The organism is Diaphorobacter sp. MNS-0 (assembly GCF_019602835.1).
Classification (GTDB): Bacteria; Pseudomonadota; Gammaproteobacteria; order Burkholderiales; family Burkholderiaceae_C; genus Diaphorobacter; species Diaphorobacter nitroreducens.
Genome location: NZ_CP080761.1, coordinates 3330363 through 3353422, shown reverse-complemented (window position 1 = coordinate 3353422; position 23060 = coordinate 3330363). Strand labels below are relative to the sequence as shown.

22 protein-coding genes are annotated in these 23060 nt (G+C 67.7%); 18 read left to right on the top strand and 4 right to left on the bottom strand.

Features of this window, described 5'->3' with window-relative positions; genetic code table 11:
• Positions 1 to 35 precede the first annotated feature (35 nt).
• On the bottom strand, positions 36 to 2207 hold the full coding sequence (locus K2L43_RS15950; protein ID WP_220637967.1) for a ribonuclease catalytic domain-containing protein: 2172 nt from the start codon (positions 2205 to 2207) through the stop codon (positions 36 to 38).
• Between the two features lie 128 nt (positions 2208 to 2335).
• Here K2L43_RS15950 and K2L43_RS15945 point away from each other — a divergent pair, with 128 nt between their 5' ends.
• The 4 genes from K2L43_RS15945 to K2L43_RS15930 all read left to right on the top strand — a co-directional run bounded on the left by K2L43_RS15945 (position 2336) and on the right by K2L43_RS15930 (position 5927).
• Entirely contained in the window at positions 2336 to 3067 is a 732-nt protein-coding gene (locus K2L43_RS15945) for an RNA polymerase sigma factor (RefSeq protein ID WP_220637966.1), read from the top strand.
• 108 nt (positions 3068 to 3175) lie between these two features.
• A complete protein-coding gene (locus tag K2L43_RS15940; RefSeq protein ID WP_220637965.1) occupies positions 3176 to 3760 on the top strand; it encodes a ferritin-like domain-containing protein in 585 nt (194 codons plus the stop codon).
• A gap of 71 nt (positions 3761 to 3831) precedes the next feature.
• Positions 3832 to 4227: a cytochrome c family protein gene (locus tag K2L43_RS15935; RefSeq protein ID WP_255580474.1), complete on the top strand. Its 396-nt coding sequence runs from the start codon at positions 3832 to 3834 to the stop codon at positions 4225 to 4227.
• A 146-nt stretch (positions 4228 to 4373) separates the two neighbouring features.
• Positions 4374 to 5927, top strand: coding sequence for a Wzy polymerase domain-containing protein (locus K2L43_RS15930; protein WP_220637964.1), 1554 nt, complete (start codon positions 4374 to 4376; stop codon positions 5925 to 5927).
• Here K2L43_RS15930 and K2L43_RS15925 read toward each other — a convergent pair whose 3' ends face one another.
• On the bottom strand, positions 5928 to 6515 hold the full coding sequence (locus K2L43_RS15925) for a YqiA/YcfP family alpha/beta fold hydrolase (protein WP_172208472.1): 588 nt from the start codon (positions 6513 to 6515) through the stop codon (positions 5928 to 5930).
• 91 nt (positions 6516 to 6606) lie between these two features.
• Here K2L43_RS15925 and K2L43_RS19255 point away from each other — a divergent pair, with 91 nt between their 5' ends.
• From K2L43_RS19255 to K2L43_RS15895, 7 genes are all read left to right on the top strand, one after another.
• A complete protein-coding gene (locus K2L43_RS19255) occupies positions 6607 to 8274 on the top strand; it encodes an HDOD domain-containing protein (protein WP_370632996.1) in 1668 nt (555 codons plus the stop codon).
• Positions 8196 to 9029, top strand: a complete 834-nt coding sequence (locus K2L43_RS19250) for a hypothetical protein (protein WP_370632994.1) — start codon at positions 8196 to 8198, stop codon at positions 9027 to 9029. Before K2L43_RS19255 ends, K2L43_RS19250 begins: the two co-directional genes overlap by 79 nt.
• A gap of 56 nt (positions 9030 to 9085) precedes the next feature.
• On the top strand, positions 9086 to 10258 hold the full coding sequence (rodA, locus tag K2L43_RS15915) for a rod shape-determining protein RodA (protein WP_011806742.1): 1173 nt from the start codon (positions 9086 to 9088) through the stop codon (positions 10256 to 10258).
• 61 nt (positions 10259 to 10319) lie between these two features.
• The gene (gene tldD / locus K2L43_RS15910) at positions 10320 to 11780 is read left to right on the top strand and encodes a metalloprotease TldD (RefSeq protein ID WP_103737173.1); all 1461 of its coding nucleotides are present in this window, start codon (positions 10320 to 10322) and stop codon (positions 11778 to 11780) included.
• 22 nt (positions 11781 to 11802) lie between these two features.
• Positions 11803 to 12351, top strand: coding sequence for a hypothetical protein (locus K2L43_RS15905; RefSeq protein ID WP_135148882.1), 549 nt, complete (start codon positions 11803 to 11805; stop codon positions 12349 to 12351).
• Between the two features lie 259 nt (positions 12352 to 12610).
• Positions 12611 to 13729 carry a 3-deoxy-7-phosphoheptulonate synthase gene (locus tag K2L43_RS15900; RefSeq protein ID WP_047350663.1) on the top strand — a complete coding sequence of 373 codons (1119 nt, stop codon included), beginning with the start codon at positions 12611 to 12613 and terminating at the stop codon, positions 13727 to 13729.
• 94 nt (positions 13730 to 13823) lie between these two features.
• Complete coding sequence (locus K2L43_RS15895) at positions 13824 to 14135, top strand: hypothetical protein (protein WP_011806738.1); 312 nt, start codon at positions 13824 to 13826, stop codon at positions 14133 to 14135.
• 48 nt (positions 14136 to 14183) lie between these two features.
• Here K2L43_RS15895 and mpl read toward each other — a convergent pair whose 3' ends face one another.
• A complete protein-coding gene (gene mpl, locus K2L43_RS15890) occupies positions 14184 to 15608 on the bottom strand; it encodes a UDP-N-acetylmuramate:L-alanyl-gamma-D-glutamyl-meso-diaminopimelate ligase (protein ID WP_172208468.1) in 1425 nt (474 codons plus the stop codon).
• A gap of 216 nt (positions 15609 to 15824) precedes the next feature.
• Here mpl and K2L43_RS15885 point away from each other — a divergent pair, with 216 nt between their 5' ends.
• The 7 genes from K2L43_RS15885 (at position 15825) to K2L43_RS15855 (ending at position 22360) form a co-directional block, all read left to right on the top strand.
• Positions 15825 to 16436: a hypothetical protein gene (locus K2L43_RS15885; protein WP_103737170.1), complete on the top strand. Its 612-nt coding sequence runs from the start codon at positions 15825 to 15827 to the stop codon at positions 16434 to 16436.
• Complete coding sequence (locus K2L43_RS15880) at positions 16433 to 17020, top strand: TlpA disulfide reductase family protein (RefSeq protein WP_196994998.1); 588 nt, start codon at positions 16433 to 16435, stop codon at positions 17018 to 17020. Before K2L43_RS15885 ends, K2L43_RS15880 begins: the two co-directional genes overlap by 4 nt.
• A gap of 110 nt (positions 17021 to 17130) precedes the next feature.
• A complete protein-coding gene (gene accB, locus K2L43_RS15875; RefSeq protein WP_011806734.1) occupies positions 17131 to 17595 on the top strand; it encodes an acetyl-CoA carboxylase biotin carboxyl carrier protein in 465 nt (154 codons plus the stop codon).
• A 113-nt stretch (positions 17596 to 17708) separates the two neighbouring features.
• The gene (gene accC / locus K2L43_RS15870; protein WP_011806733.1) at positions 17709 to 19058 is read left to right on the top strand and encodes an acetyl-CoA carboxylase biotin carboxylase subunit; all 1350 of its coding nucleotides are present in this window, start codon (positions 17709 to 17711) and stop codon (positions 19056 to 19058) included.
• An 84-nt stretch (positions 19059 to 19142) separates the two neighbouring features.
• Complete coding sequence (gene prmA, locus K2L43_RS15865; protein ID WP_011806732.1) at positions 19143 to 20036, top strand: 50S ribosomal protein L11 methyltransferase; 894 nt, start codon at positions 19143 to 19145, stop codon at positions 20034 to 20036.
• 64 nt (positions 20037 to 20100) lie between these two features.
• Positions 20101 to 21438, top strand: coding sequence for a zinc-ribbon and DUF3426 domain-containing protein (locus K2L43_RS15860; protein ID WP_220637963.1), 1338 nt, complete (start codon positions 20101 to 20103; stop codon positions 21436 to 21438).
• A 25-nt stretch (positions 21439 to 21463) separates the two neighbouring features.
• Positions 21464 to 22360, top strand: coding sequence for a carbohydrate kinase family protein (locus tag K2L43_RS15855; RefSeq protein WP_047350669.1), 897 nt, complete (start codon positions 21464 to 21466; stop codon positions 22358 to 22360).
• 96 nt (positions 22361 to 22456) lie between these two features.
• Here the strand turns inward: K2L43_RS15855 and K2L43_RS15850 are convergent, their stop codons facing one another.
• Positions 22457 to 23038: a histone gene (locus K2L43_RS15850; RefSeq protein WP_220637962.1), complete on the bottom strand. Its 582-nt coding sequence runs from the start codon at positions 23036 to 23038 to the stop codon at positions 22457 to 22459.
• Between the last annotated feature and the right edge of the window lie 22 nt (positions 23039 to 23060).

The following is a 23060-nucleotide window of genomic DNA, read 5'->3' as shown; positions in this document are numbered from 1 at the left end:
GCGCGCTGCATGGCGGTGGAGCAAGGGAGCGGTTGTCACGGCGCCCGATTATCAGCGGTGCCGCCGGCGCCCTCGCCCTCGGCCTCGTTGACATCGACCGCGATGGCGATCGGGCCGGCCACGGCCTCCTCGTCGCCCTCGTCCTCGTCCACCGGGCCGTCGTCGCTGGCATCCAGCGGGTCGTCCAGGCGCGCCACCAGGGTGCCCGCCACGTCCAGCGTGATCTCGTCGATCTCGCCGAGCTTGACGCGCACGCGTGCGCCGCGCGGCAGCTGCTGCGCGCCCAGCACGGGCAGCACCAGTGGCAGGGTGTCGGCGCGCACCAGGAAGCTGCCGTTCGGCCCTTCCTTGAACACGGTGGCGTCCAGCTCGGTGATCTGGTTCTGCTGCAGGTACTTGAGCGTCCAGAAGCGCTCCATGCCGGCCTGGTAGCCGTTGTAGGCGCTGTAGGCGGCATCGAAGCTGCTGATGATGGAGAACAGCTCCGCGTCCTTGGGCTTGAACGGTGCGGCCAGTGCAGCGGTCTTGCCGTGGCGCGCGCAGGCAATGATCTGCCACTGGTTCACCAGGTCCACGTAGCGGCGCAGCGGCGAGGTGGCCCAGGCGTAGCTCTTCACGCCGATGCCGGCGTGCGGCAGCGCCTTGGTGGACATGCGCACCTTCACACCGGGCGCCAGGCTCGCCTGGCTGCGGTAGATGCCGGGCACGCCGTGCTCGGCCAGCATGTTGCCCCAGGTGCTGTTGGCGACGATGGCGGCCTCGGCCACGATCAGGTCCAGCGGCGCGCCGCGCTTGCGGGTGGTGATGTGCACCTGTTCGCTGCCATCGGGCTCGGCGCCGTCGTTGCGGGGCTTGTGGGCCCCCACGCTTGCCGCTTCGCTGGCTGCGCTGCCCCCCGCGGGGGCGTTCGCGCCTTCGGGCGGCCGGGCGGCGCTCAGGCGGAAGGTGTAGTCCGGCCGGTTGAAGGTCTCGGGCTTGCCGCGCACCACCTCGCGCTGGGCCTTCAGGCTTTTCGCCAGGCGGTGCAAAAAGGAGAGCTGCTCGCGCAGATCCAGCAAGGCCTGTGGCGTGTTTTCATGTTGAATGGTTGGGTCGGCCAACCACTCTTCCGTCACGATGTGGTCGAGCTGGTCGTGGCGCAGGTTCACCGTCACGGGCACGCGCTCCAGGCGCGTCTCGGTGGCGGTGATGGCCAGCGTGGCCTCGTCGATCGTCACATACAGCGACACGGCCGGGTTGGCGCGGCCCTCGTCCAGCGTGTAGATCTGCACCACGTCGCCCGGCAGCATGGTGATCTTGTAGCCCGGCATGTAGACGGTGGACAGGCGCGTGCGCCCCAGCTTGTCCAGGTCGCCCCCGGGTTGGATCGCCAGGCCCGGCGCGGCAATGTGGATGCCCAGCGTCACGGTGCCGGTGCCCAGGCCCTGCACCGAGAGGGCGTCGTCGATCTCGGTGGTGGCCGAATCGTCGATGGAATAGGCCTGCACATCCGCCAGCGGCAGGTCGGCCGGCGGCTGGGGTGCCGCCAGCGGGGGAAAGCCCGTGCCCTTGGGGAAGTTGTCGAACAAGAAGCGCTTCCAGTGGAACTGGTAGCTGGAGTCGATCGCACCTGCGGCCTGCAACAGGTCCAGCGGAGCCTTCTGCGCGCTGCGGCTGGCCTCGACCACGGCCTTGTACTCGGGCGCGTTCTTGTCGGGGCGGAACAGGATCTTGTAGAGCTGCTCGCGCACGGGCTGCGGGCAGGTGCCGGCGACGAGTTCGGCGGCCCAGGCGTCGATCTGCGCCTGGATCTGCTTCTTCTTCTCGATGGCGGCGAGGGCCTGCTGCAGCACCTCGGCCGACGCCTTGCGAAAACGCCCCTTGCCCGCGCGGCGAAAGTAGTGCGGCGCCTCGAACAGCGCCACCAGCATGCCGGCTTGCTCGGTCACTGGCGCCTGGGCAGAAAAATAGTCGCGCGCCAACTCGGCGAAGCCGAACTCCTCCTCGGGCGCGAACTCCCAGGCCAGCGGAAGCTCCACGCCGGCGGCGATCTCGCGCGCCTGCGCCAGCAGCTCGGCCGGGGCGGGCTTGTCGAACTTCAACAGGATGTTGGCGGCCTTGACCTTGACGCGTTTACCCGAGTCGAGCTCAATCTGTGCCGAGCTGTCGGCTTCGGAGAGGATGCGGCCGGCCAGGAACTTGCCGGCTTCGTCGAACAGTGCATGCATAGGGGCGCGATTTTCCCATGGCGGCGGGCAGCGCCCCTGTTCGTGGCAGGTGATTGCGGGTGTTTGTCACGCCGGGCCTTCGGCGTGCGTCCAATGGGCAAAGGGTCTCAACGAAAGCGAGGCGAGCCATGCACCCATCCGAGGACCTGCCGCAGGCGGCGGTTGTCACTGCCACCCCCGCCGTCGACCGTGCGGCGGACGCGGCCCTGGTGGCCCGCGCCCTCGCTGGCGAGGCGGGAGCCTTTGCCGCCATCATGCGGCGCCACAACCGGCTGATGTTTCGCGCCGCGCGCGGCGTGGTGCATGACGACGCCGAGGCGCAGGACGTGGTTCAGGAGGCCTATTTGCGCGCCTTCACGCGGCTGCGGGCCTTCCGCGGCGATGCCGCGCTGGGCACCTGGCTGGCGCGCATCTGCCTGCGCACGGCCTTGGACGTCTTGCGCCGGCGTGCGCGCAGCGTGGCCATCGACCCCGCGCAGGCCAGCGACCAGGAGCCGCAGCCGGAGGATGCCATGTCCTATTTCGCCCCGCCCGACGACGCGCCCGACCAGGCACTTGCGCGTGCCCAGTTGCGCGCCCTGCTGGAGTCGGCCGTGCACAGCCTGCCGCCGCTGTACCGCAGCGTGTTCCTCCTGCGTGCCGTGCAGGAGATGAGCGTGCAGGAGGCGGCCTTTTGCCTGGACATCAGCGAAGAGCTGGTGCGTACCCGCTACCTGCGCTCGCGCGCCATGTTGCGCGACGCGCTGGGCGCGCGGGCGGAGGCCTGCGCCGACAGCGTCTTTCCGTTTGCGGGCTCTCGCTGCGACCAGGTCGTGCAGCAGGTGCTGGACGCACTGGCGCGGCGCGGGCTGCTGGCCTGACGGGCCGGCGCCACCCCGCCCACGCCTATGGCCCGTGCGCCGCTGTGCGCCGCGCCGATTTCCCGCGCCGCCGGCGCGGCCCTTGTCCCTTTCTTCAAGGAGATGACCATGAACCGCTCTTCCTTTCTCTTGACGCCTTCTTCCGCGCTGCTCGCGCGCCGCCGCACGTTGGGCGCGGCCGTGCTCTCGGCCTCGGCCGTGGCGTTGCTGGGTGGGCGCGACGCGCTGGCCGCCGCTGCCAAGACCGATGCGCGACAGCATGAGGCCGACGTGCGCATCCTCAACACCGCACTGGCGGCGGAGTACGAGGCCGTGGCCGCCTACCAGGTGGGCGCCGAGAGCGGTCTGCTCACCTCCGGCGTGCTGCCCCTGGCGCAGCAGTTCCAGGGCCACCACAAGGAGCATGCCGACGCCATTGCCGGCGCCGTGCAGAAGATGGGCGGCAAGCCCGTGCAGGCCAAGGCGCAGTACGGCTTCCCGACCGACAAGCTCAAGGCCGAAGCCGACGTGCTGCGCTTTGCCGCCGGACTGGAGCGCGGCGCCGTGTCGGCCTACCTGGGCGCGGTGCCGCTGTTTGCCGACCGTGCCCTGGCGCAAGTGGCCGCCAGCATCCTGGGCGACGAGGCCATGCACTGGGCCGTGCTGCGCCAGGCCCTGGGTGAGGCGCCGGTGCCCTCGGCGTTCCTGTCATGACCCGCGTCCAGGCAGGTGGGCGTAGGCGGGCCTGGGCGTTGGTGGGCGGATTGGCGCTTGGTGCTGCGGGCATGGCGGTCGCCGGGCCCGCACCGGCAACGCCAGCGCTGGCCGCGCCCCAGCCCATGGCGCCTGACGCGGCCCAGCTGGCGCGCGGCCAGCAGATCTACGCGCGCTGCGCGGGGTGCCACGCCATCGAGGGCCACCGCACGGGACCGCAGCACTGCGGCCTGTTCGGCCGCCGCTCGGGCACGGCGCCGGGGTTCGACGGCTACTCCCCGGCCATGAAGGCCAGCGGCATCGTCTGGGACGAGCGCACGCTGCAGCGCTTCCTGAAGGACCCGCCAGCCACCGTGCCCGGCACGTCCATGGGCTACGCAGGCGTGAAGGACGATGGCGAGCGTGCGGCGCTCATCGCCTGGCTGCGCCAGGCCACGCAGCCGGGGAGCGCCTGCACGCCCAGGTAGTCCATTGCTCTGCCTTTGATAGCTACCAGCGCTTGCTACAAAAGCGCTGGAGGCATTTTTGGCTTGAAGTGCGGCTGGTGCCATGGCGGCGCCTATGATGGGCGCCACCATGACGTCCACGATCGCCTTTGCACCACCACCCCGCCATGCGTCCTGATTTCGCGCCGCTGGCGGTTTTGGCGATGGCGCTGCCCTTCGTCTTTGGCATTACCGAGGCTCCGTACTCCAACTTTTGGCCGCTGCTGGCCAGCGGCGCCTGCGCCTGGCTGCTGGCGGCGCTGGCCTGGTGCGGCGCCTGGCGTCCCAGTGCCGCGCGCCTGGGCGCCCATCTGGCGGCGGGTCTGCTGCTGGCGGCGCTGGTGGCCGCGGCCATCGGCCTGGTGCAGTTCTTCATGGGCGACCCGGGGTGGGCGCCGTGGGTGCATGCCTCCAGCCCGGGCCTGGCCTTCGGCAACTTGCGCCAGCGCAACCAGCAGGCCACGTTGCTGGCGCTGGGCGTGTGGGCGCTGCTGTGGTGGGTGGCGCGCCTGCAGGAGCAGGTGGACGGCAACCCGGTGCTGGCAGGGCGCGGCGCGCGCTGGCCGGTGCTGGCGGCGGTCGCGGTGCCCTGGGCCATGGTGCTGCTGGCCACTGCGGGCGCGGCCACGGCCTCGCGCACGGGGGCGCTGGAGTGGCTGGTGGTGTTGGCGCTGCTCGCCGTGTGGCGGCGCAGCAGCGGCGCACTGGCGCTCGGCATGGCCGGCGTGGGGCTGGCGGTTTATGCGGTGGCCGCGTGGGGCTTGCCGCAGCTGTTGCTGCGGTGGACGGGCATGCGCATGGACGGCCTGTTCATGCGGATGGCCGATGGTTCCCAGACCTGCGTCGGTCGCACTACGCTGTGGTCCAACGTGCTGGAGCTGATCGCCCAGCGGCCCTGGGCCGGCTGGGGCTGGGGCGAGCTGGACTACGCGCACTACATCCACCCGTTTGCGGGAGAGCGTTTTTGCGTGCTGCTGGACAACGCCCACAACCTGCCGCTGCATCTGGCGGTGGAACTGGGCCTGCCGGCTGCGCTGCTGCTGTGCGGCGTGCCGCTGTGGGCCGCGCTGCGCGCGCGCCCCTGGCGCGAGGCGCAGCCCCACCGCCAACTGGCCTGGGGCGTGCTGGCACTTGTGGGCGTGCACAGCCTGCTGGAGTTCCCGCTGTGGTACGGGCCGTTCCAACTGGCCACCGCGCTGGCCGTGCTGGTGCTGCTGGCGCCCTGGCTGTCGCGTGCGGCGCGCTGGCGCCCCGTGGGTGCGGTGGTGGCGGGCGTGGCACTGCTGGCGGCACCGGCCATGGGGTTCGTGCTGGTACGGGACTACGCGCGCGTGAGCGCGCTGTACCGTCCCACGGCCGAGCGGCCCGCGGCGCTGCGCGCGCTGACGGCTGCCGACGCGGCGCGGCAGGTGTGGTTCTTCCGCGCGCCAGCGCAGTTCGCGCAGCTCACCACTGCGGTGGTCACGCCCGCCAATGCGGCCGAGATGCACGCCCTGGCGTTGCAACTGCTGCACTACTCGCCCGAGCCGCGCGTGATCGAGAAGCTCATCGCCAGCGCGCGGCTGCTGGGCCGCGAGGACGAGGTGGCGCTGCACACCGACCGCTACCGCCGCGCCTATCCGTACGACTTCGGGCGCTGGCAGCGCGGCCAGCCTTCCGGTGGCCCGCCGCTGGAGCGCTGATCAGACCAGGTCGCAGAACGCCAGCACCTCGGGCAGGTGCTGGGCGAAGTCGCTCAGCGCGTGGTCGCCGCCGGGCAGTACGCGCTGGGTGGCTTGCGGGTAGCGCGCGACCATCTCGCGCCAGTCCAGCAGTTCGTCGCCCTGCGCGGCGACCAGCAGCTCCGGCCCTGCGGGCGGCAGGTGGCGCACGTCCAGCGCCTGCAGCTCGGCGATGTACTCGGGGCGGAAGAAGAACCGCTCTTCGGGGTTGTGCCACGCGGTCTGCTCGCCGATGTAGCGTTCCAGGTCGCGCGCGGGGTGGACGGCGGGGTTGAGCAGCACGCTGGTACAGCGCGCCTGTTGCGCCACCCAGCTGGCGTAGTAGCCGCCGAGCGACGAGCCGACCACCGCCATGCCCGGTCCCTGCGGCCAGGTGGCGATGCCGCCTGCGACCAGCGCCATCGCCGCGCGCGGCGAAGGGGGCAGCTGTGGGCACCAGAACGTCACGCCCGGGTGGTGCTGCGCCACGTGCGCGGCCACCTGGCGGGCCTTGGTGGACTGGGGCGAGGAGCGAAAGCCGTGCAGGTACAGCAGGTGGGTGGTGGGCATGGCTGTCAGCGTCGGCGCTGTCGAAAGGCAAGTGCCGGTCCGGCAGCGGTTTTTAGTGGATGATGCGTGGATCTTGTAGCCAGCTTACGCCATGCCCGATTCCGTTTCCCGTCCGGCCACCCTGGGCGCTGCAGCGGGCGCCATGCCCGCTCGCCAGCGCCTGGGGCGATTCGAGTTGCAGCACGTGCTGGGCCGGGGTGCGCAGGCGACCGTATGGCTGGCGCGGGACACGCGCCTGCACCGCGACGTCGCGGTCAAGTGGCTGGCCGACGGCGGCGACGCGCAGGCGCAGGAGCAGTGGCTGCGCGAGGCGCGCCATGTGGGCCGGCTGTCGCACCCGCGCATCGTGCCGGTGTTCGAGGCCGACGTGCACGAAGGCCAGCCCTACCTGGTGTTCGAATATGTGCCGGGCTGCACGCTGGCCGAGCATCTGGCGCATCAGGGCCGCTGTGCGGTGCACGACGCGGTGGAGCTGATGGTGGACGTGCTCGAAGGACTGCAGGCGGCGCATGAGGCCGGCATCGTGCACTGCGACCTGAAGCCGTCGAACGTGATGGTGGATGTCCAGCGCCATGCGCGGATCATGGATTTCGGCATCGCCGCGGCCATGGCCAGCCCTGGGGGCGGCCCCATTGTGTGCGGCACGCCGGCCTACATGGCGCCAGAAGCGGTGGCGGGCGCGGCGCCCGCCACCGCGTCGGACATCTACGCCGCTGCGCTGGTGCTCGTGGAACTGCTCACCGGCAGGCGTTTGATTACTGAGCGCGATCCGGCGCAGGCGCTCGCGCATGTCGCCCGCCACGCGCCGCAGCTGCCCGACGATCTGGGTGCGGGCGTGGACGATGGGCTGCGCTCCATCCTGCGCCGGGCCCTGGCGCGCGACCCTGCCGAGCGCTACGCCAGCGCGCAGGAAATGTGCGATGCCTTGCGTGCCTGGGCGGCGCCGGTGAGCGCCCCTACGGCGGCAAGCAATGCCGCGCTGGACTTCCTGCTGCGGCGCATGCGCCACAAGAGTGACTTTCCGGCGCTGTCCGATTCGGTGGCGCGCATCCAGCGCATGACCCACTCGGAGGACGACAGCATTGCCGATCTGACCAACGAGATCCTCAAGAGCGTTGCCCTCACCAACAAGCTGCTGCGATTGGTCAACAGCGCCCCCTTTTCCCACCTGGGGGGCGGCATCGGCACGGTCTCGCGCGCGGTGAGCCTGGTGGGCTTCAATGCGGTGCGCAACATGGCGCTGTCGCTGGTGCTGCTGGAGCACATGCAGGACCGGGGGCACGCCAAGCAGATGCGCGAGGAATTCTTGCGCACCATGATGGCCGGCGCCGTGGCGGCGCAGCTGTGCGGGCCGAGCGACCAGCGCGAGGAAGCGTTTCTCGGCGCGATGTTCCAGGGCCTGGGGCGCATGCTGTGCTCGTTTTATTTCCCGGAGGAGGCGGCCCGGATCCGTGCGCTGGTGGCCTCTGACCGGCCGTCGGGGGGCGATGAAGCCGCGGCTTTGCAGGTGCTAGGACTGAGCCTGGAAGACCTGGGTGTCGGCGTGGCGCGTGTGTGGAGCCTGCCCGATTCCCTGCAGCGCTGCATACGGCCACCGCAGGGGCGGCCGCCGCAGCGCCGCCCGAGGGCGTGGAGCGGTTGCGCTGGGTGGGACGTGCCGCGAACGAGGCAGCCACCATCATGCTGCAGCATGAGCCGGAACCCGCGGGCGCCCGCCTGCAGCGGCTGGCGGCGCACTATGCGGTCGCTTTCTCGATGACGCAGCAGGAGTTCGTCAAGGCCACGGTGCTGGCACGCGAGCAGCTCATCGCCATGGCCGACGCCCTGGACTTGCGCGTGGACAAGGGCTCGCCCGCGGCGCGCCTGCTGGCTCCGCCCACCGCCCTGGATGCGCCGCCGGTATTGGCCGACCCGGCCACGGGCCATGAGCTGCATTACGACGCCCTGCAGACCCTGCCTCTGACGCTGGCGCAGTCCACTGATGCGGCGCCTTCCGCCAGCCAGGTGGCCGAGGTGCTGGCCGCTGGCATCCAGGAGGTCAGCAACGCCATGGTGGAGGACTTCCGCCTGAATGACATCGTGCGCATGGTGCTGGAAACCATGCTGCGTGCGCTGGGCGCGCGGCGCATCGTGTTCTGCCTGCGCGAGGTCAAGACCGAGCGCATGACCGGGCGCTTCGGACTGGGCGAAGGCAGCGCAGACGCCGTGCGCGCCCTGGCCGTGCCCCTGAAGGACGCGGATGACCTGTTTGCCGCCGTGTGCCAGCGGGGCGCCGATACCCTGATTGCCGACGCCACCGAGGAGCGTGTGCGAGCGCGTCTGCCGGCATGGTTCCTGGGCAGCTTCGATGCCACCAGCTTTCTGCTGCTACCGCTGTCGATCAAGCAGCGTCCCTTTGCTCTCATCTATGCCGACCATGAGCGCCCTGGCGGCCTGGTGGTGGACGACAAGGTGCAGGGGCAGCTGCGCACGCTGCGCAACCAGCTGGTACTGGCGTTTCGCCAGGCCGACTGATGCTTAGTCCTGGAATCACGCAGGGGGCCTGGCCTGGCGCCCGATAATCGCGCCCCATGGCCGCCGCTTTCGACAAACCTTCCCTGCCGCAACGCCTCCTGCCGCTGCTGCGCGGCTTTGACTGGCCGCTCATCGCGCTGCTGCTGGCGTTGTCATCCATCGGCCTGGTGGCCATGTATTCGTCGGGTTTCGATCATGGCACGCGCTTTTACGACCATGGCCGCAACATGCTGCTGGCCGCAGGCATCCTGTTCGTGGTGGCCCAGGTGCCGCCGCAGCGGCTGATGATGCTGGCTGTTCCGTTGTACACGCTGGGCGTGGCGCTGCTGGTGGGCGTGGCGCTGTTCGGCATCACCAAGAAGGGGGCGCAGCGCTGGATCAACGTGGGTGTGGTGATCCAGCCCAGCGAGCTGCTGAAGATCGCCACCCCGCTGATGCTGGCCTGGTGGTTCCAAAAGCGCGAAGGCCAGCTGCGTGCGCTGGACTTCGTGGTGGCGGGGGCGCTGCTCATGGTGCCCGTGGGGCTGATCATGAAACAGCCCGACCTGGGCACCTCGCTGCTGGTGATGGCCGCGGGGCTGTCGGTGATTTTCTTTGCGGGCCTGCCTTGGAAGCTGGTGGTGCCGCCGGTGCTGCTGGGCGCGGTGGGCATTGCGCTCATCGTCTGGTTCGAGCCGCAACTGTGCGCCGAGGGCGTGCGCTGGCCGGTGCTGCACGACTATCAGCAACAGCGCATCTGCACGTTACTGGACCCCACGCGCGATCCGCTGGGCAAGGGCTTTCACATCATCCAGGGCATGATCGCCATCGGCTCGGGCGGCGTGTGGGGCAAGGGGTTCATGGCCGGCACGCAGACGCACCTGGAGTTCATTCCGGAGCGCACGACCGACTTCATCTTCGCCGCGTTCTCCGAGGAGTTCGGCCTGGTGGGCAACCTCACCCTGATCGTCTGCTTTGTGCTGCTGGTGTGGCGCGGGCTGGCGATTGCGGCCAACGCCAATACGCTGTTCGGGCGCCTCATGGCGAGTGCCGTGGCGATGATCTTCTTCACCTATGCCTTCGTGAACATGGGCATGGTCAGCGGCATCCTGCCCGTGGTGGGGGTGCCGCTGCCGTTCGTCAGTTACGGCGGCACGGCCATGGTCACGCTGGGGCTTGCGCTGGGGGTGCTGATGTCGGTGGCACGCGCACAGCACCAGCCCGAGCAGGGGCCGCCGCGGGCGCGGTAGCGGGGCTGCGGGGGGAACCTGCGTGCACGCAGGGTCTAGGGCGCCTGCCTACAATCGGCCGATGATTTCCCGCGAACCCACCATTGAACGCCTGGGCCTGGCCCGTGAGCTGCTGCTCACCCCCTTCGGCCTGGACGAGTCCCACCTCTCCCGCGCCCTGGCGGAGATCCGCGCGCACCGCGTGGACGACGCCGACCTGTACTTCCAGTACACGCGCAGCGAAGGCTGGAGCCTGGAAGAGGGCATCGTCAAGACGGGCTCGTTCTCCATCGACCAGGGCGTGGGCGTGCGCGCGGTGAGCGGCGAGAAGACGGCCTTCGCCTACTCGGACGATATTTCCGAGGCCTCGCTGCTCGACGCGGCCCGTACCGTACGGTCCATTTCGGCTGCGGATAAGGTGGGACGTGCGCGAGTAGCTTCCAAAAAGATAGCAAACAGCCGTTCGCTGTACCCGCACATCGACCCCATCGCCTCGATGGACAGCACCGACAAGGTGCGCCTGCTGGAGCGCGCCGAGCAATGTGCCCGTGCCAAGGACCCGCGCGTGGTGCAGGTCATGGCGGGCCTGGCCAGCGAGTACGACGTGGTGCTGGTGGCGCGTGCCGATGGGCTGATGGCCGCCGACGTGCGCCCGCTGGTGCGCCTGTCGATCACCGTCATCGCCGAGCAGAACGGCCGCCGCGAGGTGGGCTCGGCCGGCGGGGGCGGGCGCTTTGGTCTGGCCTATTTCACCGACGAGCAGATCGGGCAGTATGTCCATGAGGCCGTGAATGCTGCGTTGGTCAACCTCGAGTCGCGCCCCGCGCCCGCGGGCGAGATGACCGTGGTGCTGGGCCCCGGTTGGCCCGGTGTGCTGCTGCACGAGGCCGTGGGCCACGGGCTGGAGGGCGACTTCAACCGCAAGGGGTCGAGTGCCTTCAGCGGCCGCATCGGCCAGCGCGTGGCGGCCAAGGGCGTCACCGTGCTGGATGATGGCACGCTGGCCGACCGCCGCGGCTCGCTCAACGTGGACGATGAGGGTCACGCCACGCAGCGCAACGTGCTCATCGAGGACGGCATATTGAAGGGCTACATCCAGGACGCGATGAATGCGCGCCTCATGGGTGTCAAGCCTACGGGCAACGGCCGGCGCGAGAGCTATGCCCACATCCCCATGCCACGCATGACCAATACCTACATGCTGGGCGGCGACAAGGACCCGCAGGAGATCGTCGCCAGCATCAAGAAGGGCCTGTACGCCACCAACTTCGGCGGCGGACAGGTGGACATCACCAGTGGCAAGTTCGTGTTCTCCGCGAGCGAGGCCTACTGGGTGGAAAACGGCAAGATCCAGTACCCCGTGAAGGGCGCGACCATCGTCGGCAGCGGCCCGGAGTCGCTCAAGAAGGTGACCATGATCGGCAACGACATGCGCCTGGACAGCGGTGTGGGCACCTGCGGCAAGGAGGGTCAGAGCGTGCCCGTGGGAGTGGGCCAGCCCACCATGCGCATCGATGGCCTGACGGTGGGCGGCACGGCCTGAGCGCCGCGGCCGGTTGTGTGCCATGCCCGTGCCACTCTCCAGCCGCCCGCAGACTTTCACCGATCCGGACCGTAACCCGCATGGCGGCGAGGCGGACGAGGACGCGCGTGCGCTGCGCGACAGCCTGGGCGAGCTGGCCCAGCATATCGAGGCCGCCACGCGCGCGCGCCGGGGGCAACTGGGGCCCGAGGCCGTGCGGCGCAGCGCCGAGGCGCTGGCGCATTGCGCAAGGCGCCACCAGTTGCACCTCACAGGGCTGGGGTCGGCCTGGCATGCGCTGTATGAATTCGGTGTCTACCAGCGCGCGTTGCGCGAATTGCGCGATGCCCTGGCGCAATGGCAGCAGGCCTTGCAGCAGCGCAGCCCCTCTGAGGCCGAGCGCTTCGGCGCGTTCGAGCGGCAGGCGTGGCGCACGCTGGGAGAGGCACGGCTGGTGCTCGACATCTATATGCAAGGCGACCCCTGCATGGAGCGATCGGCGCCCGACACCCGGCCTGCCGCGGAACGTCCGCCGCGTGCGCCACTGCTGGCGCGCCTGCGCCGGTGGTGGTTCGAGGGACGGCATCCGTAAGCGGTTGTAGCGCGACGGCAACACGGTGCCTATGTTGCGGTGCCGCAATACGTGCTACATTGGTTCGCATGTCAGTTCACAGCGCGTTTTACTTTTACTTTTGGTTCTCTGTCCCTGGCGGATGAGAGGTACGCGCGCACCCAGACTGAGCCCCCTTCTCTAAGAAACCGCCGAAGCTGAAAAGCCCGGCGGTTTTTTTTGTTATCTGTTCTCCGTTTTCCATCTTCACCCCCCCCCACACACCCGAGAGGAAGCACCCATGAACGCCCATGTCTCCAGCAGCGATGCCTGGTATCCCAACGTCGAGAAAACCAGCGAGACCGACGACCAACGCATCAAGGACATCACCGTGCTTCCTCCTCCAGACCACCTGATTCGCTTCTTCCCGATCCGCGGGTCGGAGGTGGAGTCGCTGATTGCCAACACACGCCGCAGCATCCAGCGCATCATGAGCGGCGAGGACGACCGGCTGCTCGTCATCATCGGCCCCTGTTCGATCCACGACCCGCACGCCGCGGTGGACTATGCGCGCAAGCTCAAGGCGGTGCGTGAGCAGTACAAGGACCAGCTGGAAGTGGTCATGCGCGTGTACTTCGAGAAGCCCCGCACCACCGTGGGCTGGAAGGGCCTGATCAACGACCCCTACCTGGACGGCAGCTACCGCATCGACGAGGGCCTGCGCATCGCGCGCCAGCTGCTCATCGACATCAACCGCCTGGGCGTGCCGGCGGGCAGCGAGTTCCTGGACGTGATCTCGCCCCAGTACATCGGCGACCTGATCAGTTGGGGCGCCATCGGGGCGCGCACCACCGAAAGCCAGGTACACCGCGAGCTGGCCTCCGGCATTTCGGCCCCCATCGGCTTCAAGAACGGCACCGACGGCAACATCCGCATCGCCACCGATGCCATCCAGTCCGCCAGCCGCGGCCACCACTTCCTGTCGGTGCACAAGAACGGCCAGGTGGCCATCGTGCACACCGCGGGCAACAAGGATTGCCATGTGATCCTGCGCGGCGGCAAGGCGCCCAACTACGACGCAGCCAGCGTTGCCGCGGCCTGCAAGGACCTGGAGGCCGCCGGCCTGCCGGCGTCGCTGATGGTGGACTGCAGCCATGCCAACAGCAGCAAGCAGCACGAGAAGCAGCGCGATGTGGCGCGCGACATCGCCGCGCAGATCGCAGGCGGCTCGCGCAGCGTGTTCGGCGTGATGGTGGAAAGCCACCTGCAGCCCGGAGCGCAGAAGTTCACGCCGGGCAAGGACGATGCCACGGCGCTGGAATACGGCAAGAGCATCACCGACGCCTGCCTGGGCTGGGACGACTCCGTTGCCTGCCTGGCCGAGCTGGCGGCCGCCGTGCAAGCGCGGCGCGCGCGCTGAAGCGGGCGCGGTGTAAGCTCGCGGCACGGGAATGGCGCGGCCGCGCCGTCCCGTTCACCCGTCAACACTATTCCATCAAGAGGCGAGACAGCTCATGCACAGCGAAGTATTGGTCACCCTGAGCCCCGATCAGGAATTCCGTCTGGACGCGCAGGGGGGACAGCCACTGTCGCACGAGGACGCGCGCCGCTGGCTGGACGATGAATTTCTACGCCTGGAATGCGAGCCGCTGCGCGCCAGCGGCAAGGTGCTGCTGGCCGACAAGGTGCTGACCGTGGCCCGCGCCGCGGGGGCGACGCTGCTGGCCGATCCTGCATGGTCCGGCCAGTTTGCCCGCGCCACCGTCGCTGCGCTTGCCAGGCCCGTCGTGCGCGTGGACGTGCCGGGCATGGCTGTCAGCTTCTAGGTCTCAAGCCAAAAAGGCTGCTAGCGCTTATTAATCAAGAGCTAGCAGCTATTGTTTTGATAGCTCTGCGAGCAGTTGGGCGTGCACTCCGCCAAAGCTGCCGTTGCTCATGCAGACGATGTGGTCGCCCGGCTGCACCGCCGCGCGGATCTGGCCCACCAGCGTGGGCAGGTCGCCCGCCGTCTGCGCGCGCGCACCCATGGGGGCCAGCGCCGCAGCGGCGTCCCAGTCCAGGCCGGCGGTATGGCAGAAGGCCAGGTCGGCCGGCTCCAGCGCCCAGGGCAGTTGCGCCTTCATGGTGCCCAGCTTCATGGTGTTGCTGCGCGGCTCGAACACCGCCAGGATGCGCCCGCGGCCTTCGCCCTTGGGGCCCACGCGCCGGCGCAGTCCGTCCAGCGTGGTGCGCAGCGCCGTGGGATGGTGCGCAAAGTCGTCATAGACAGCGATGCCCCGCACCGTGCCGCGCAGCTCCATGCGGCGCTTGACGTTCTCGAAGCGCGCCAGTGCCTCGGCCGCCTGGGCCGGCGTCACGCCCACATGCTCGGCGGCCGCGATGGCAGCCAGGGCATTGAGCTGGTTGTGCACGCCCGTCAGCGTCCACTGCACGCGTGCCACTGTGCGGCCCCGCTGCAGCACCTCGAAATCGTGCGGCGCGCCTTGCGCGCCGAAGTCGCTCACCGCGGTGCCAAAGTTGGCCACGCCGCTCCAGCAGCCGGCGTGCAGTACGCGTGCCAGGCTCTCCTCCAGCCCATTGACCACCACGCGGCCCGAGGGCGGCACCGTGCGCACCAAGTGGTGGAACTGCCGTTCGATCTGGCCCAGGTCGTCAAAGATGTCGGCGTGATCGAACTCCAGGTTGTTCAGCACGGCGGTGCGGGGGCGGTAGTGCACGAATTTGCTGCGCTTGTCGAAGAACGCGGTGTCGTACTCATCCGCCTCGATCACGAACAGCGGCGCCGTGGCGAGCGGTCCTGGCCCGGCCAGGGGCCGTACGGGTGCGCCCAGACGCGCGGATACGCCGAAGTTCATCGGCACACCGCCCACCAGGAAGCCGGGCGCCAGGCCCGCGCATTCCAGAATCCAGGCCAGCATGGACGTGGTGGTCGTCTTGCCGTGCGTGCCGGCGACGGCCAGCACATGGCGGCCCTGCAGCACATGCTCGGCCAGCCATTGCGGCCCGCTGGTATAGGGCGCGCCCGCGTCGAGGATGGCCTCCATCAGCGGAAACTTCGGCGTGCCGTCCGCCAGCCGCGCGCGGCTGACCACGTTGCCCACCACGAACATGTCGGGCTTCAGCGCGAGCTGGTCGGCGCCATAGCCTTCGATCAACTCTATTCCCAAGGCGCGCAACTGGTCGCTCATGGGAGGGTAGACGCCGGCGTCGCAGCCGGTGACACGGTGGCCCGCCTCGCGCGCCAGCGCGGCCAGGCCGCCCATGAACGTGCCGCAGATGCCCAGGATGTGTATATGCATGGCTCCCGATTCTATGGACCTCGGTGGAACCTCCAGGATTTATGAGAAAAATGGTTCTAACGCCCGTTGATAAAGCGCGAACAGCTATCGAATAAGGAGCAAATGGCGGATGCATGGTGCATTGCCCCTGCGGCGGGTGCGCCGTCAAGGTTGCGTCAACGGTATTGCGGGGCATTGGGGCGACAATGGACGTCCTGCGTTCTGGACCGTGCCGCCATGCAAAACGCCCTTGCCATCGAAATCGCCAATGCCGCAGCCCGCCTGGTGGTCGAGGAGGGGCTGGAATGGGGGGCGGCCAAGCGCCGCGCGGTCAAGGAACTGGGGCTGCCCCAGCGCACGCCGCTGCCCGACAACGACCTCGTCGAGGACGCCGTGCGGGAGTACATCGGCCTGTTTTGCGCCGATACCCAACCCTCCGAATTGCGGGCGCTGCGCGAATTGGCGCTGGTATGGATGCAACGCATGCAGGACTTCCGCCCCTACCTGGGCGGTGCGGTCTGGCACGGCACGGCCACACGGCTGTCCGACATCTACCTGGCGCTGTTCTGCGACGATCCCAAATCGGCCGAGATTGCCCTCATCGACCACCATGTGAATTACGAGCCGCGCACCGTCATGGGTTTCCGGGGCGAGCCGGTCGATGCCTTGAGTCTGAGCAGCCGATCCGCCGCGTTGCACGAAGAGATCGGCGTGCATCTGCTGATCTATGACCTGGACGACCTGCGTGGCGCGCTGCGCCCCGACGCCCGGGGGCGCGCGCCCCGGGGTGATCTGCAAGCCGTGCGCCGGTTGCTGCAGGAAATGCCTACTTCCACCCTGTCTTCATGAACGAGCCCACTCTTTCCTCTTCGGCGTCTGCCGATTCCGCAAAGGCGCCGAGCGCCCATCCGCTCCGCCGCCGCCGCTGGCTGCTGGTGGGGGCCGGTGCCCTTGCCGCCCTGGGGGGGGCGGGGCTGGCGGCCTGGCGGCTGCGGCCGGGCCCGGTGCAGGAGGGCGTGTCCGACGACGTCTGGGGCGCGCAGTTTGAAGGCCCGGCGGGCGAAGTGCTGTCCATGGCCGCCTTGCGGGGTCGCCCCCTGCTGTTGAATTTTTGGGCCACCTGGTGCCCCCCGTGCGTGGAAGAACTGCCGCTGCTCAATGCCTTTTATGGGGAACACCGCGCCAAAGGGTGGCAGGTTGTGGGCTTGGCGATCGATCAGCCTTCCAACGTGCGCAAATTTCTAGAGCGCATGCCTCTCGATTTCCCAATCGCCTTGGGGGGGCTGGGCGGCACCGACCTGGCACGCCGGCTGGGCAACGAAAAGGGCGGGCTGCCCTTTACCGTACTGTTTGGCGCAAATGGCAGCATTTTGAAGCGTAAAATGGGCCAACTGACGGCGCAGGATCTCCAAGGCTGGTCCACAACGTGGTGAGCGCCTGTGTTTCCTCAATGGAGATGGTGGCAATTGGGGTCGTTTCGGTGAAATAGTCCGAAATTAGGGTAAATTCGCTCCCCATTCCGTTTCTAGCCGTTGGAGCCCCCATGGATTTGCGAAAACTCAAGACCCTCATCGATCTGGTCTCCGAGTCGAATGTTTCTGAACTCGAGATCACCGAAGCCGAGGGCAAGGTCCGCATCGTGAAGAGCGGCGGGGCCGTGGTGCAGCAGTTCGTCGCCGCTCCCGTCCAAACCCCCATGGCCGCCGCGCCCGTAGCGGCCGCGCCCACCGCGCCCGTCGCCGAATTGCCTGCCCCCGCGGCGGCGGCCCCTTCTGGCCATATCGTCAAGTCGCCCATGGTGGGTACGTTCTATCGCGCGTCCAGCCCGGGCGCGAAGCCGTTTGTCGAGGTGGGCAGCAAGGTCAAGGAAGGTGACACGGTGTGCATCGTCGAAGCCATGAAGATCCTGAACGAGATCGAGGCCGACAAGTCCGGCACGGTGACCCGCATCCTGGGTGAGAACGGGCAGGCGGTGGAATACGGGCAGCCGCTGTTCGTCATCGAGTAAGCCGCGCATGAGCGCTTCAGCCCCCGCCGCATGCGCTCGTTGCGCATGCATGGCAGCACCAGGCGCTGGCGCGGGTTTTTGTCTGCATGCGGCCTTGAGCCGCGAGGCCAACCATGTTTAAGAAGATTTTGGTCGCCAATCGCGGCGAGATTGCCCTGCGAATCCAGCGTGCCTGCCACGAACTGGGCGTGAAGGCCGTGATGGTCTATTCCGAGGCCGACCGCGACGCCAAATATGTCAAGCTGGCGGAGGAGGCCGTGTGCATCGGCCCCGCGCCCTCGCCGCTGTCCTACCTCAACATGCCTGCCATCATTTCGGCGGCCGAGGTGACGGACGCCGAGGCCATTCACCCGGGGTATGGCTTCCTGTCGGAAAACGCCGATTTCGCCGAACGGGTGGAAAAGAGCGGGTTCCAGTTCATCGGCCCGACGCCCGACTCCATCCGCATGATGGGTGACAAGGTGTCGGCCAAGCAGGCCATGATCCGCGCGGGCGTACCCTGCGTGCCGGGCTCCGATGGCGAGTTGCCGGATGATCCGGTGCAGATCCGCCGCATTGCCAAGAGCATCGGTTACCCGGTCATCATCAAGGCCGCTGGCGGTGGTGGCGGCCGTGGCATGCGGGTGGTGCACACCGAGGCGGCGCTGGTCAACGCGGTGCAGATGACCAAGGCCGAGGCGCAGGCCGCTTTTGGCAACCCGGCCGTGTACATGGAGAAATTCCTCCAGAACCCGCGCCATATAGAGATCCAGATACTGGCCGACAAGTACCGCAATGCCGTGTACTTGGGCGAGCGCGACTGCTCCATGCAGCGTCGCCACCAGAAGGTGATCGAGGAAGCGCCGGCACCGGGTATTCCGCGCAAGCTGATCGAGAAGATTGGCGAACGCTGCGTGGCCGCCTGCAAGAAGATCGGCTACCGCGGTGCGGGTACGTTCGAGTTCCTGTACGAGAACGGCGAGTTCTACTTCATCGAGATGAACACCCGCGTGCAGGTGGAGCACCCGGTGACCGAGTGGATCACGGGCGTGGACATCGTGCGCACGCAAATCATGGTGGCTGCGGGCGAAAAACTGCCGTTCACCCAACGCCAAGTTCAGATCCATGGCCATGCGATCGAATGCCGGGTGAACGCCGAGGACCCCTACAAGTTCATCCCGTCGCCGGGGCGCATCACGATGTGGCACGCGCCTGGCGGCCCGGGCGTGCGCGTGGACTCGCACGCCTATACGAACTACTACGTGCCGCCGAATTACGACTCCATGATCGGCAAGATCATCGTGCACGGCGATACGCGCGAGCAAGCCCTGGCGCGCATGCGCACGGCACTGTCGGAAACGGTGATCGAAGGCATCAATACCAACGTGGCGCTGCACCGCGAACTCATGGTGGATGCCAAGTTCGTAGCGGGCGGCACCAACATCCACTACCTGGAGGAGTGGCTGTCGCAGCGCCAGCGCTGATCGTCAGCACTTCTGACCTGCCCGCTGGCATCCGGAAACGGATGCCAGCTTTTTTCATGGATCGCGTGCAAGGAGGCTGATCCCATGTTCGAGCTGAACCTGTTGTGTCCCGAGGAACGGGTGGAGACCGTGAGCGACGCGCTCGATGCGCTGGAAGCCTTGAGCGTCTCGGTGGAAGATGCTGACGCGCACACCGATGCCGAGCAGGCGCTTTTTGGAGAACCTGGCATGCCGGCCCCGCGTGAGGGTTGGCAGCGTAGCCGCATCACTGCCCTGTTTCCTACGCAAGAGGCGGCCGAGGAGGCGCGGCAACTGTTGCAGGCCCAGGATTTCTTCGAGGGCTGCATCGTGCAGGGGGTGAGTGTGGTGCAGGAGCAGGACTGGGTCCGGCTCACGCAATCCCAGTTCGCGCCGGTGGACATCACGCCCGATTTCTGGATCGTGCCGACGTGGCACGAGATGCCCGCGGCTGCGCGCCGTAGCATCCGCCTGGATCCAGGGCTGGCCTTTGGCACGGGAACCCACCCAACCACGCGCATGTGCCTGCGCTGGATTGCCAAACATGGCGACGCGGCCGGGCAGGCGCTGGGGCGCGTGCTCGACTATGGCTGCGGCTCCGGCATCCTGGCGATCGGCGCCGCGAAATTTGGCGCCACAGAGATCGACGCGGTGGACATTGACGCGGCAGCCGTGGAATCCACGCGACAAAATGCGCAAGCCAACGGCGTGCAGGTGAACGCGGGTCTGCCCGAGCGGGCGCAAGGGCAATACCAGACCGTGTTGGCGAATATTCTGGCGACGCCGCTGAAGGTGCTGGCGCCCTTGCTGAGCGGCCATGTTGCGCAGGGCGGGCACCTTGTGCTGGCCGGCATCCTGGAGCGGCAGGCGCAGGAGCTGCAGGAGGCCTATGCGCCGTGGCTGCAGTTGCAGGTGTCGGACCGTGAGGATGGCTGGATCCTGATGACCGCGCGTCGCTAACCGCGCGTCGCTGACCGCGCGGGCTGCGCGGGGGCCGTAGAGGGGCCCCTACAATCCACAGCCGATGAGCCAGATCACCCGCTGCCCCCACTGCTCCACCACCTTTCGGGTGGTTGCCGATCAGCTGCGGATATCGGAAGGCTGGGTGCGATGCGGGCACTGCAAGGAAGTGTTCGATGCATCGCAGCACTTGCAGGTGCAGGAGGCGGAGCCGTTGCTTTCCGACCTGCTTCTGGATGCGCTCAAGCCTCCGCCACAGCCCGTCGGTAAAGCTTCGGAAGGCATTCAGGTCTGGGGCAGTGCGCGGCATGTGGAGGCTCCAACGTCGCTTGCGCCGGACCCGGTGATGTCTGCAGCGGCCGCGTGCGCACCGCAGGAAGTGGTTCCCGCGGCGGATGAAGGCCTGCGTACGGAAAGCGAACCTCCACCATGGGTTCCCCCACCGCCCCCGGTCCCCGCCTTTCTGCTGGCGAATCCGGAGGGCGCAGCGCCTGCGAAGACGCCGAAAGCAATGGCTGCGCCCCCGGTGGATGCCGATGCGGCGCCCCTGTCTCCAGCCGCGCGCGATATTCCCGCCCCGCCAGTCCATACGCTCCCGCGGGGTTACGAGTTACCGGCGGCGCCTCTTGAGGAGGATGCGGAATCGGAGGAACCCAGCAGCCAGGAATCCGCGGAAGCATCTGCCGTCCTGGTTTCACCGATACCCACAGAGGAGGGGGGCACGTCCGCTGCGGGGAGGGCGGCGCAGGAGATCATCGAATCACCAGAGATGGCGCCCAGCCCGGCTGAACCGCTGGAGTCTCTGGCGCCATCGGAGGATGCAGGCGCGCCATCGCTGGCACAGGAAGAAGGACATGCCGACGACAGCACGGACCCCGTCATTGAACCTGGCTTCGTGAAGGCTGCGCGCCGCAACGCGTTCTGGCGCAGGCCCTCGGTGCGTGTGGGCCTGTCCTTGGTCGGCCTGACGTTGGTGGTGGCCTTGCTTCTCCAAATCACCATCCAGGAACGGGACGACATCGCATCGCGTCATCCCGCGGCCCGCGCATGGATGGAGCGACTGTGCGCGCGCTTGCAGTGCGTGCTGCAACCTCCACGGCACATCACGGCTGTGGTCATCGACAGCTCATCGCTTTTGAAGGCGCGTCACGACCCGTCCGGGTACCAGTTGCAGATGAGCATGAAGAATACGTCGACCCAGGCCGTTGCGATGCCGGCGCTGGAACTCACGCTGACGGATGCGCAAGACCAGCCGATTGTGCGGCGCGTATTGCTGCGTGACGAACTGGGGGCCCCCCTGGAATTGGCACCAGGTTTCGTGTGGAGCGGTGCACTGCCGTTGCAGGTGATCCAGGGCGCTGCGCAGGTGGCCGGCTATCGGCTGGTGGCCTTCTATCCCTGATTTTTTACTCTTGAGCTTTGACCCTATGGCTGCGCTGATTTGCGGTTCCCTGGCCTTCGACACCATCATGACGTTCGATGGGCGTTTTGCAGAGCAAATATTGCCCGAGCAACTGCATATCCTGAATGTGTCGTTTCTCGTTCCCACATTGCGCCGCGACTTTGGAGGATGCGCTGGCAATATCGCATACAGCCTCAAGCTGTTGGGAGGCAACCCGCTGCCCATGGCCATGCTGGGCGCTGATGGCGGCGAATACTTGGCGCGACTGCAGCAACTCGGCGTCGACACCCGCTTTGTCGGCCGCGTGGAGGATACATACACCGCCCAGGCGATGATCATGACCGATCGGGACAACAACCAGATCACGGCGTTCCACCCCGGTGCCATGATGCAGGCCCACCTGCACCGCATCCCGCCCGGGGCGGGTGCGCACGTGGGCATCATCGCGCCGGACGGCCGTGAGGCCATGCTGCAGCACGCGGCGCAATTCGTCGAGGCCGGCATTCCGTTCGTGTTCGATCCGGGACAGGGGTTGCCCATGTTCGATGGCGCAGACCTGCGTCGATTCATCGAGCAGGCGAGCTGGATCGCCGTCAATGACTACGAAGGCAAGATGTTGTGCGACCGTACGGGCTGGAGCCTGGCAGAGATCTCGCATCGGGTCCGCGGCCTGATCGTCACACTGGGAGCACAGGGATGTGAAATTTGGGAACAGGGTGTCAGGACGCATGTTCCCCCTGTTCAACCGGCGCAGGTGGTGGACCCCACGGGCTGCGGGGATGCCTGGCGTGGCGGTTTGCTCTACGGCCTGGAGAAGGGGTGGACCCTGGCACGTTGCGCTCAGTTGGGCAACCGGCTGGGCGCGCTCAAGATCGCGCAACGCGGCCCGCAGAATTACCAGCTGGACTTTCAACCTGACTGAGCGAGCGCCGGGATTGAAGCAGCGTTTCTGACTGCGGCTTTGCCATAAAAAAACCCGGTGCAAGCACCGGGTCGTAGGCTGGACTGTCCCGTAGCCTTATGGCTTGCCACCCGTAGGGAAGGGCCATGCGGCTTGCGGGTTCAGCGTTGTTTGCGCGACAGGAGCAGGCGCTGCGGCAGGAGCCTTAGCCTTCTTCGCGGGCGCGGCTGCCTTCTTGGCGGGCGCTGCCTTCTTGGCTGCTACGGCCTTTTTGGCAGGAGCGGCTGCCTTCTTGGCGGGTGCTGCCTTCTTGGCTGCTACGGCCTTTTTGGCAGGAGCGGCTGCCTTCTTGGCGGGCGCTGCCTTCTTGGCTGCTACGGCCTTTTTGGCAGGAGCGGCTGCCTTCTTGGCGGGTGCTGCCTTCTTGGCTGCTACGGCCTTTTTGGCAGGAGCGGCTGCCTTCTTGGCGGGCGCTGCCTTCTTGGCTGCTACGGCCTTTTTGGCAGGAGCGGCTGCCTTCTTGGCGGGTGCTGCCTTCTTGGCTGCTACGGCCTTTTTGGCAGGAGCGGCTGCCTTCTTGACCGGCGCTGCCTTCTTGGCTGCTACGGCCTTTTTGGCGGGCGCTGCAGCTTTCTTGGCTGGAGCCGTCTTCTTAGCGGGAGCTGCTTTCTTTGCAGCGGGTTTCTTCGCAGTTGCCATCATTTTCTCCTTGGGTCGATTT

What these genes read in the sequence shown, in the direction of transcription:
- K2L43_RS15880 (WP_196994998.1), top strand. Translation starts at nt 16,433, where the DNA reads ATGAACGAGCCCACTCTTTCCTCTTCGGCGTCTGCCGATTCCGCAAAG.
- tldD (WP_103737173.1), top strand. Translation starts at nt 10,320, where the DNA reads ATGATTTCCCGCGAACCCACCATTGAACGCCTGGGCCTGGCCCGTGAG.
- K2L43_RS19250 (WP_370632994.1), top strand. Translation starts at nt 8,196, where the DNA reads ATGCTGCAGCATGAGCCGGAACCCGCGGGCGCCCGCCTGCAGCGGCTG.
- K2L43_RS15930 (WP_220637964.1), top strand. Translation starts at nt 4,374, where the DNA reads ATGCGTCCTGATTTCGCGCCGCTGGCGGTTTTGGCGATGGCGCTGCCC.
- K2L43_RS15860 (WP_220637963.1), top strand. Translation starts at nt 20,101, where the DNA reads ATGAGCCAGATCACCCGCTGCCCCCACTGCTCCACCACCTTTCGGGTG.
- K2L43_RS15950 (WP_220637967.1), bottom strand. Translation starts at nt 2,207, where the DNA reads ATGCATGCACTGTTCGACGAAGCCGGCAAGTTCCTGGCCGGCCGCATC.
- K2L43_RS15850 (WP_220637962.1), bottom strand. Translation starts at nt 23,038, where the DNA reads ATGGCAACTGCGAAGAAACCCGCTGCAAAGAAAGCAGCTCCCGCTAAG.
- prmA (WP_011806732.1), top strand. Translation starts at nt 19,143, where the DNA reads ATGTTCGAGCTGAACCTGTTGTGTCCCGAGGAACGGGTGGAGACCGTG.
- K2L43_RS15940 (WP_220637965.1), top strand. Translation starts at nt 3,176, where the DNA reads ATGAACCGCTCTTCCTTTCTCTTGACGCCTTCTTCCGCGCTGCTCGCG.
- K2L43_RS19255 (WP_370632996.1), top strand. Translation starts at nt 6,607, where the DNA reads ATGCCCGATTCCGTTTCCCGTCCGGCCACCCTGGGCGCTGCAGCGGGC.
- mpl (WP_172208468.1), bottom strand. Translation starts at nt 15,608, where the DNA reads ATGCATATACACATCCTGGGCATCTGCGGCACGTTCATGGGCGGCCTG.
- K2L43_RS15855 (WP_047350669.1), top strand. Translation starts at nt 21,464, where the DNA reads ATGGCTGCGCTGATTTGCGGTTCCCTGGCCTTCGACACCATCATGACG.
- K2L43_RS15895 (WP_011806738.1), top strand. Translation starts at nt 13,824, where the DNA reads ATGCACAGCGAAGTATTGGTCACCCTGAGCCCCGATCAGGAATTCCGT.
- accB (WP_011806734.1), top strand. Translation starts at nt 17,131, where the DNA reads ATGGATTTGCGAAAACTCAAGACCCTCATCGATCTGGTCTCCGAGTCG.
- K2L43_RS15935 (WP_255580474.1), top strand. Translation starts at nt 3,832, where the DNA reads ATGGCGGTCGCCGGGCCCGCACCGGCAACGCCAGCGCTGGCCGCGCCC.
- K2L43_RS15945 (WP_220637966.1), top strand. Translation starts at nt 2,336, where the DNA reads ATGCACCCATCCGAGGACCTGCCGCAGGCGGCGGTTGTCACTGCCACC.
- K2L43_RS15900 (WP_047350663.1), top strand. Translation starts at nt 12,611, where the DNA reads ATGAACGCCCATGTCTCCAGCAGCGATGCCTGGTATCCCAACGTCGAG.
- accC (WP_011806733.1), top strand. Translation starts at nt 17,709, where the DNA reads ATGTTTAAGAAGATTTTGGTCGCCAATCGCGGCGAGATTGCCCTGCGA.
- K2L43_RS15925 (WP_172208472.1), bottom strand. Translation starts at nt 6,515, where the DNA reads ATGCCCACCACCCACCTGCTGTACCTGCACGGCTTTCGCTCCTCGCCC.
- K2L43_RS15885 (WP_103737170.1), top strand. Translation starts at nt 15,825, where the DNA reads ATGCAAAACGCCCTTGCCATCGAAATCGCCAATGCCGCAGCCCGCCTG.
- rodA (WP_011806742.1), top strand. Translation starts at nt 9,086, where the DNA reads ATGGCCGCCGCTTTCGACAAACCTTCCCTGCCGCAACGCCTCCTGCCG.
- K2L43_RS15905 (WP_135148882.1), top strand. Translation starts at nt 11,803, where the DNA reads ATGCCCGTGCCACTCTCCAGCCGCCCGCAGACTTTCACCGATCCGGAC.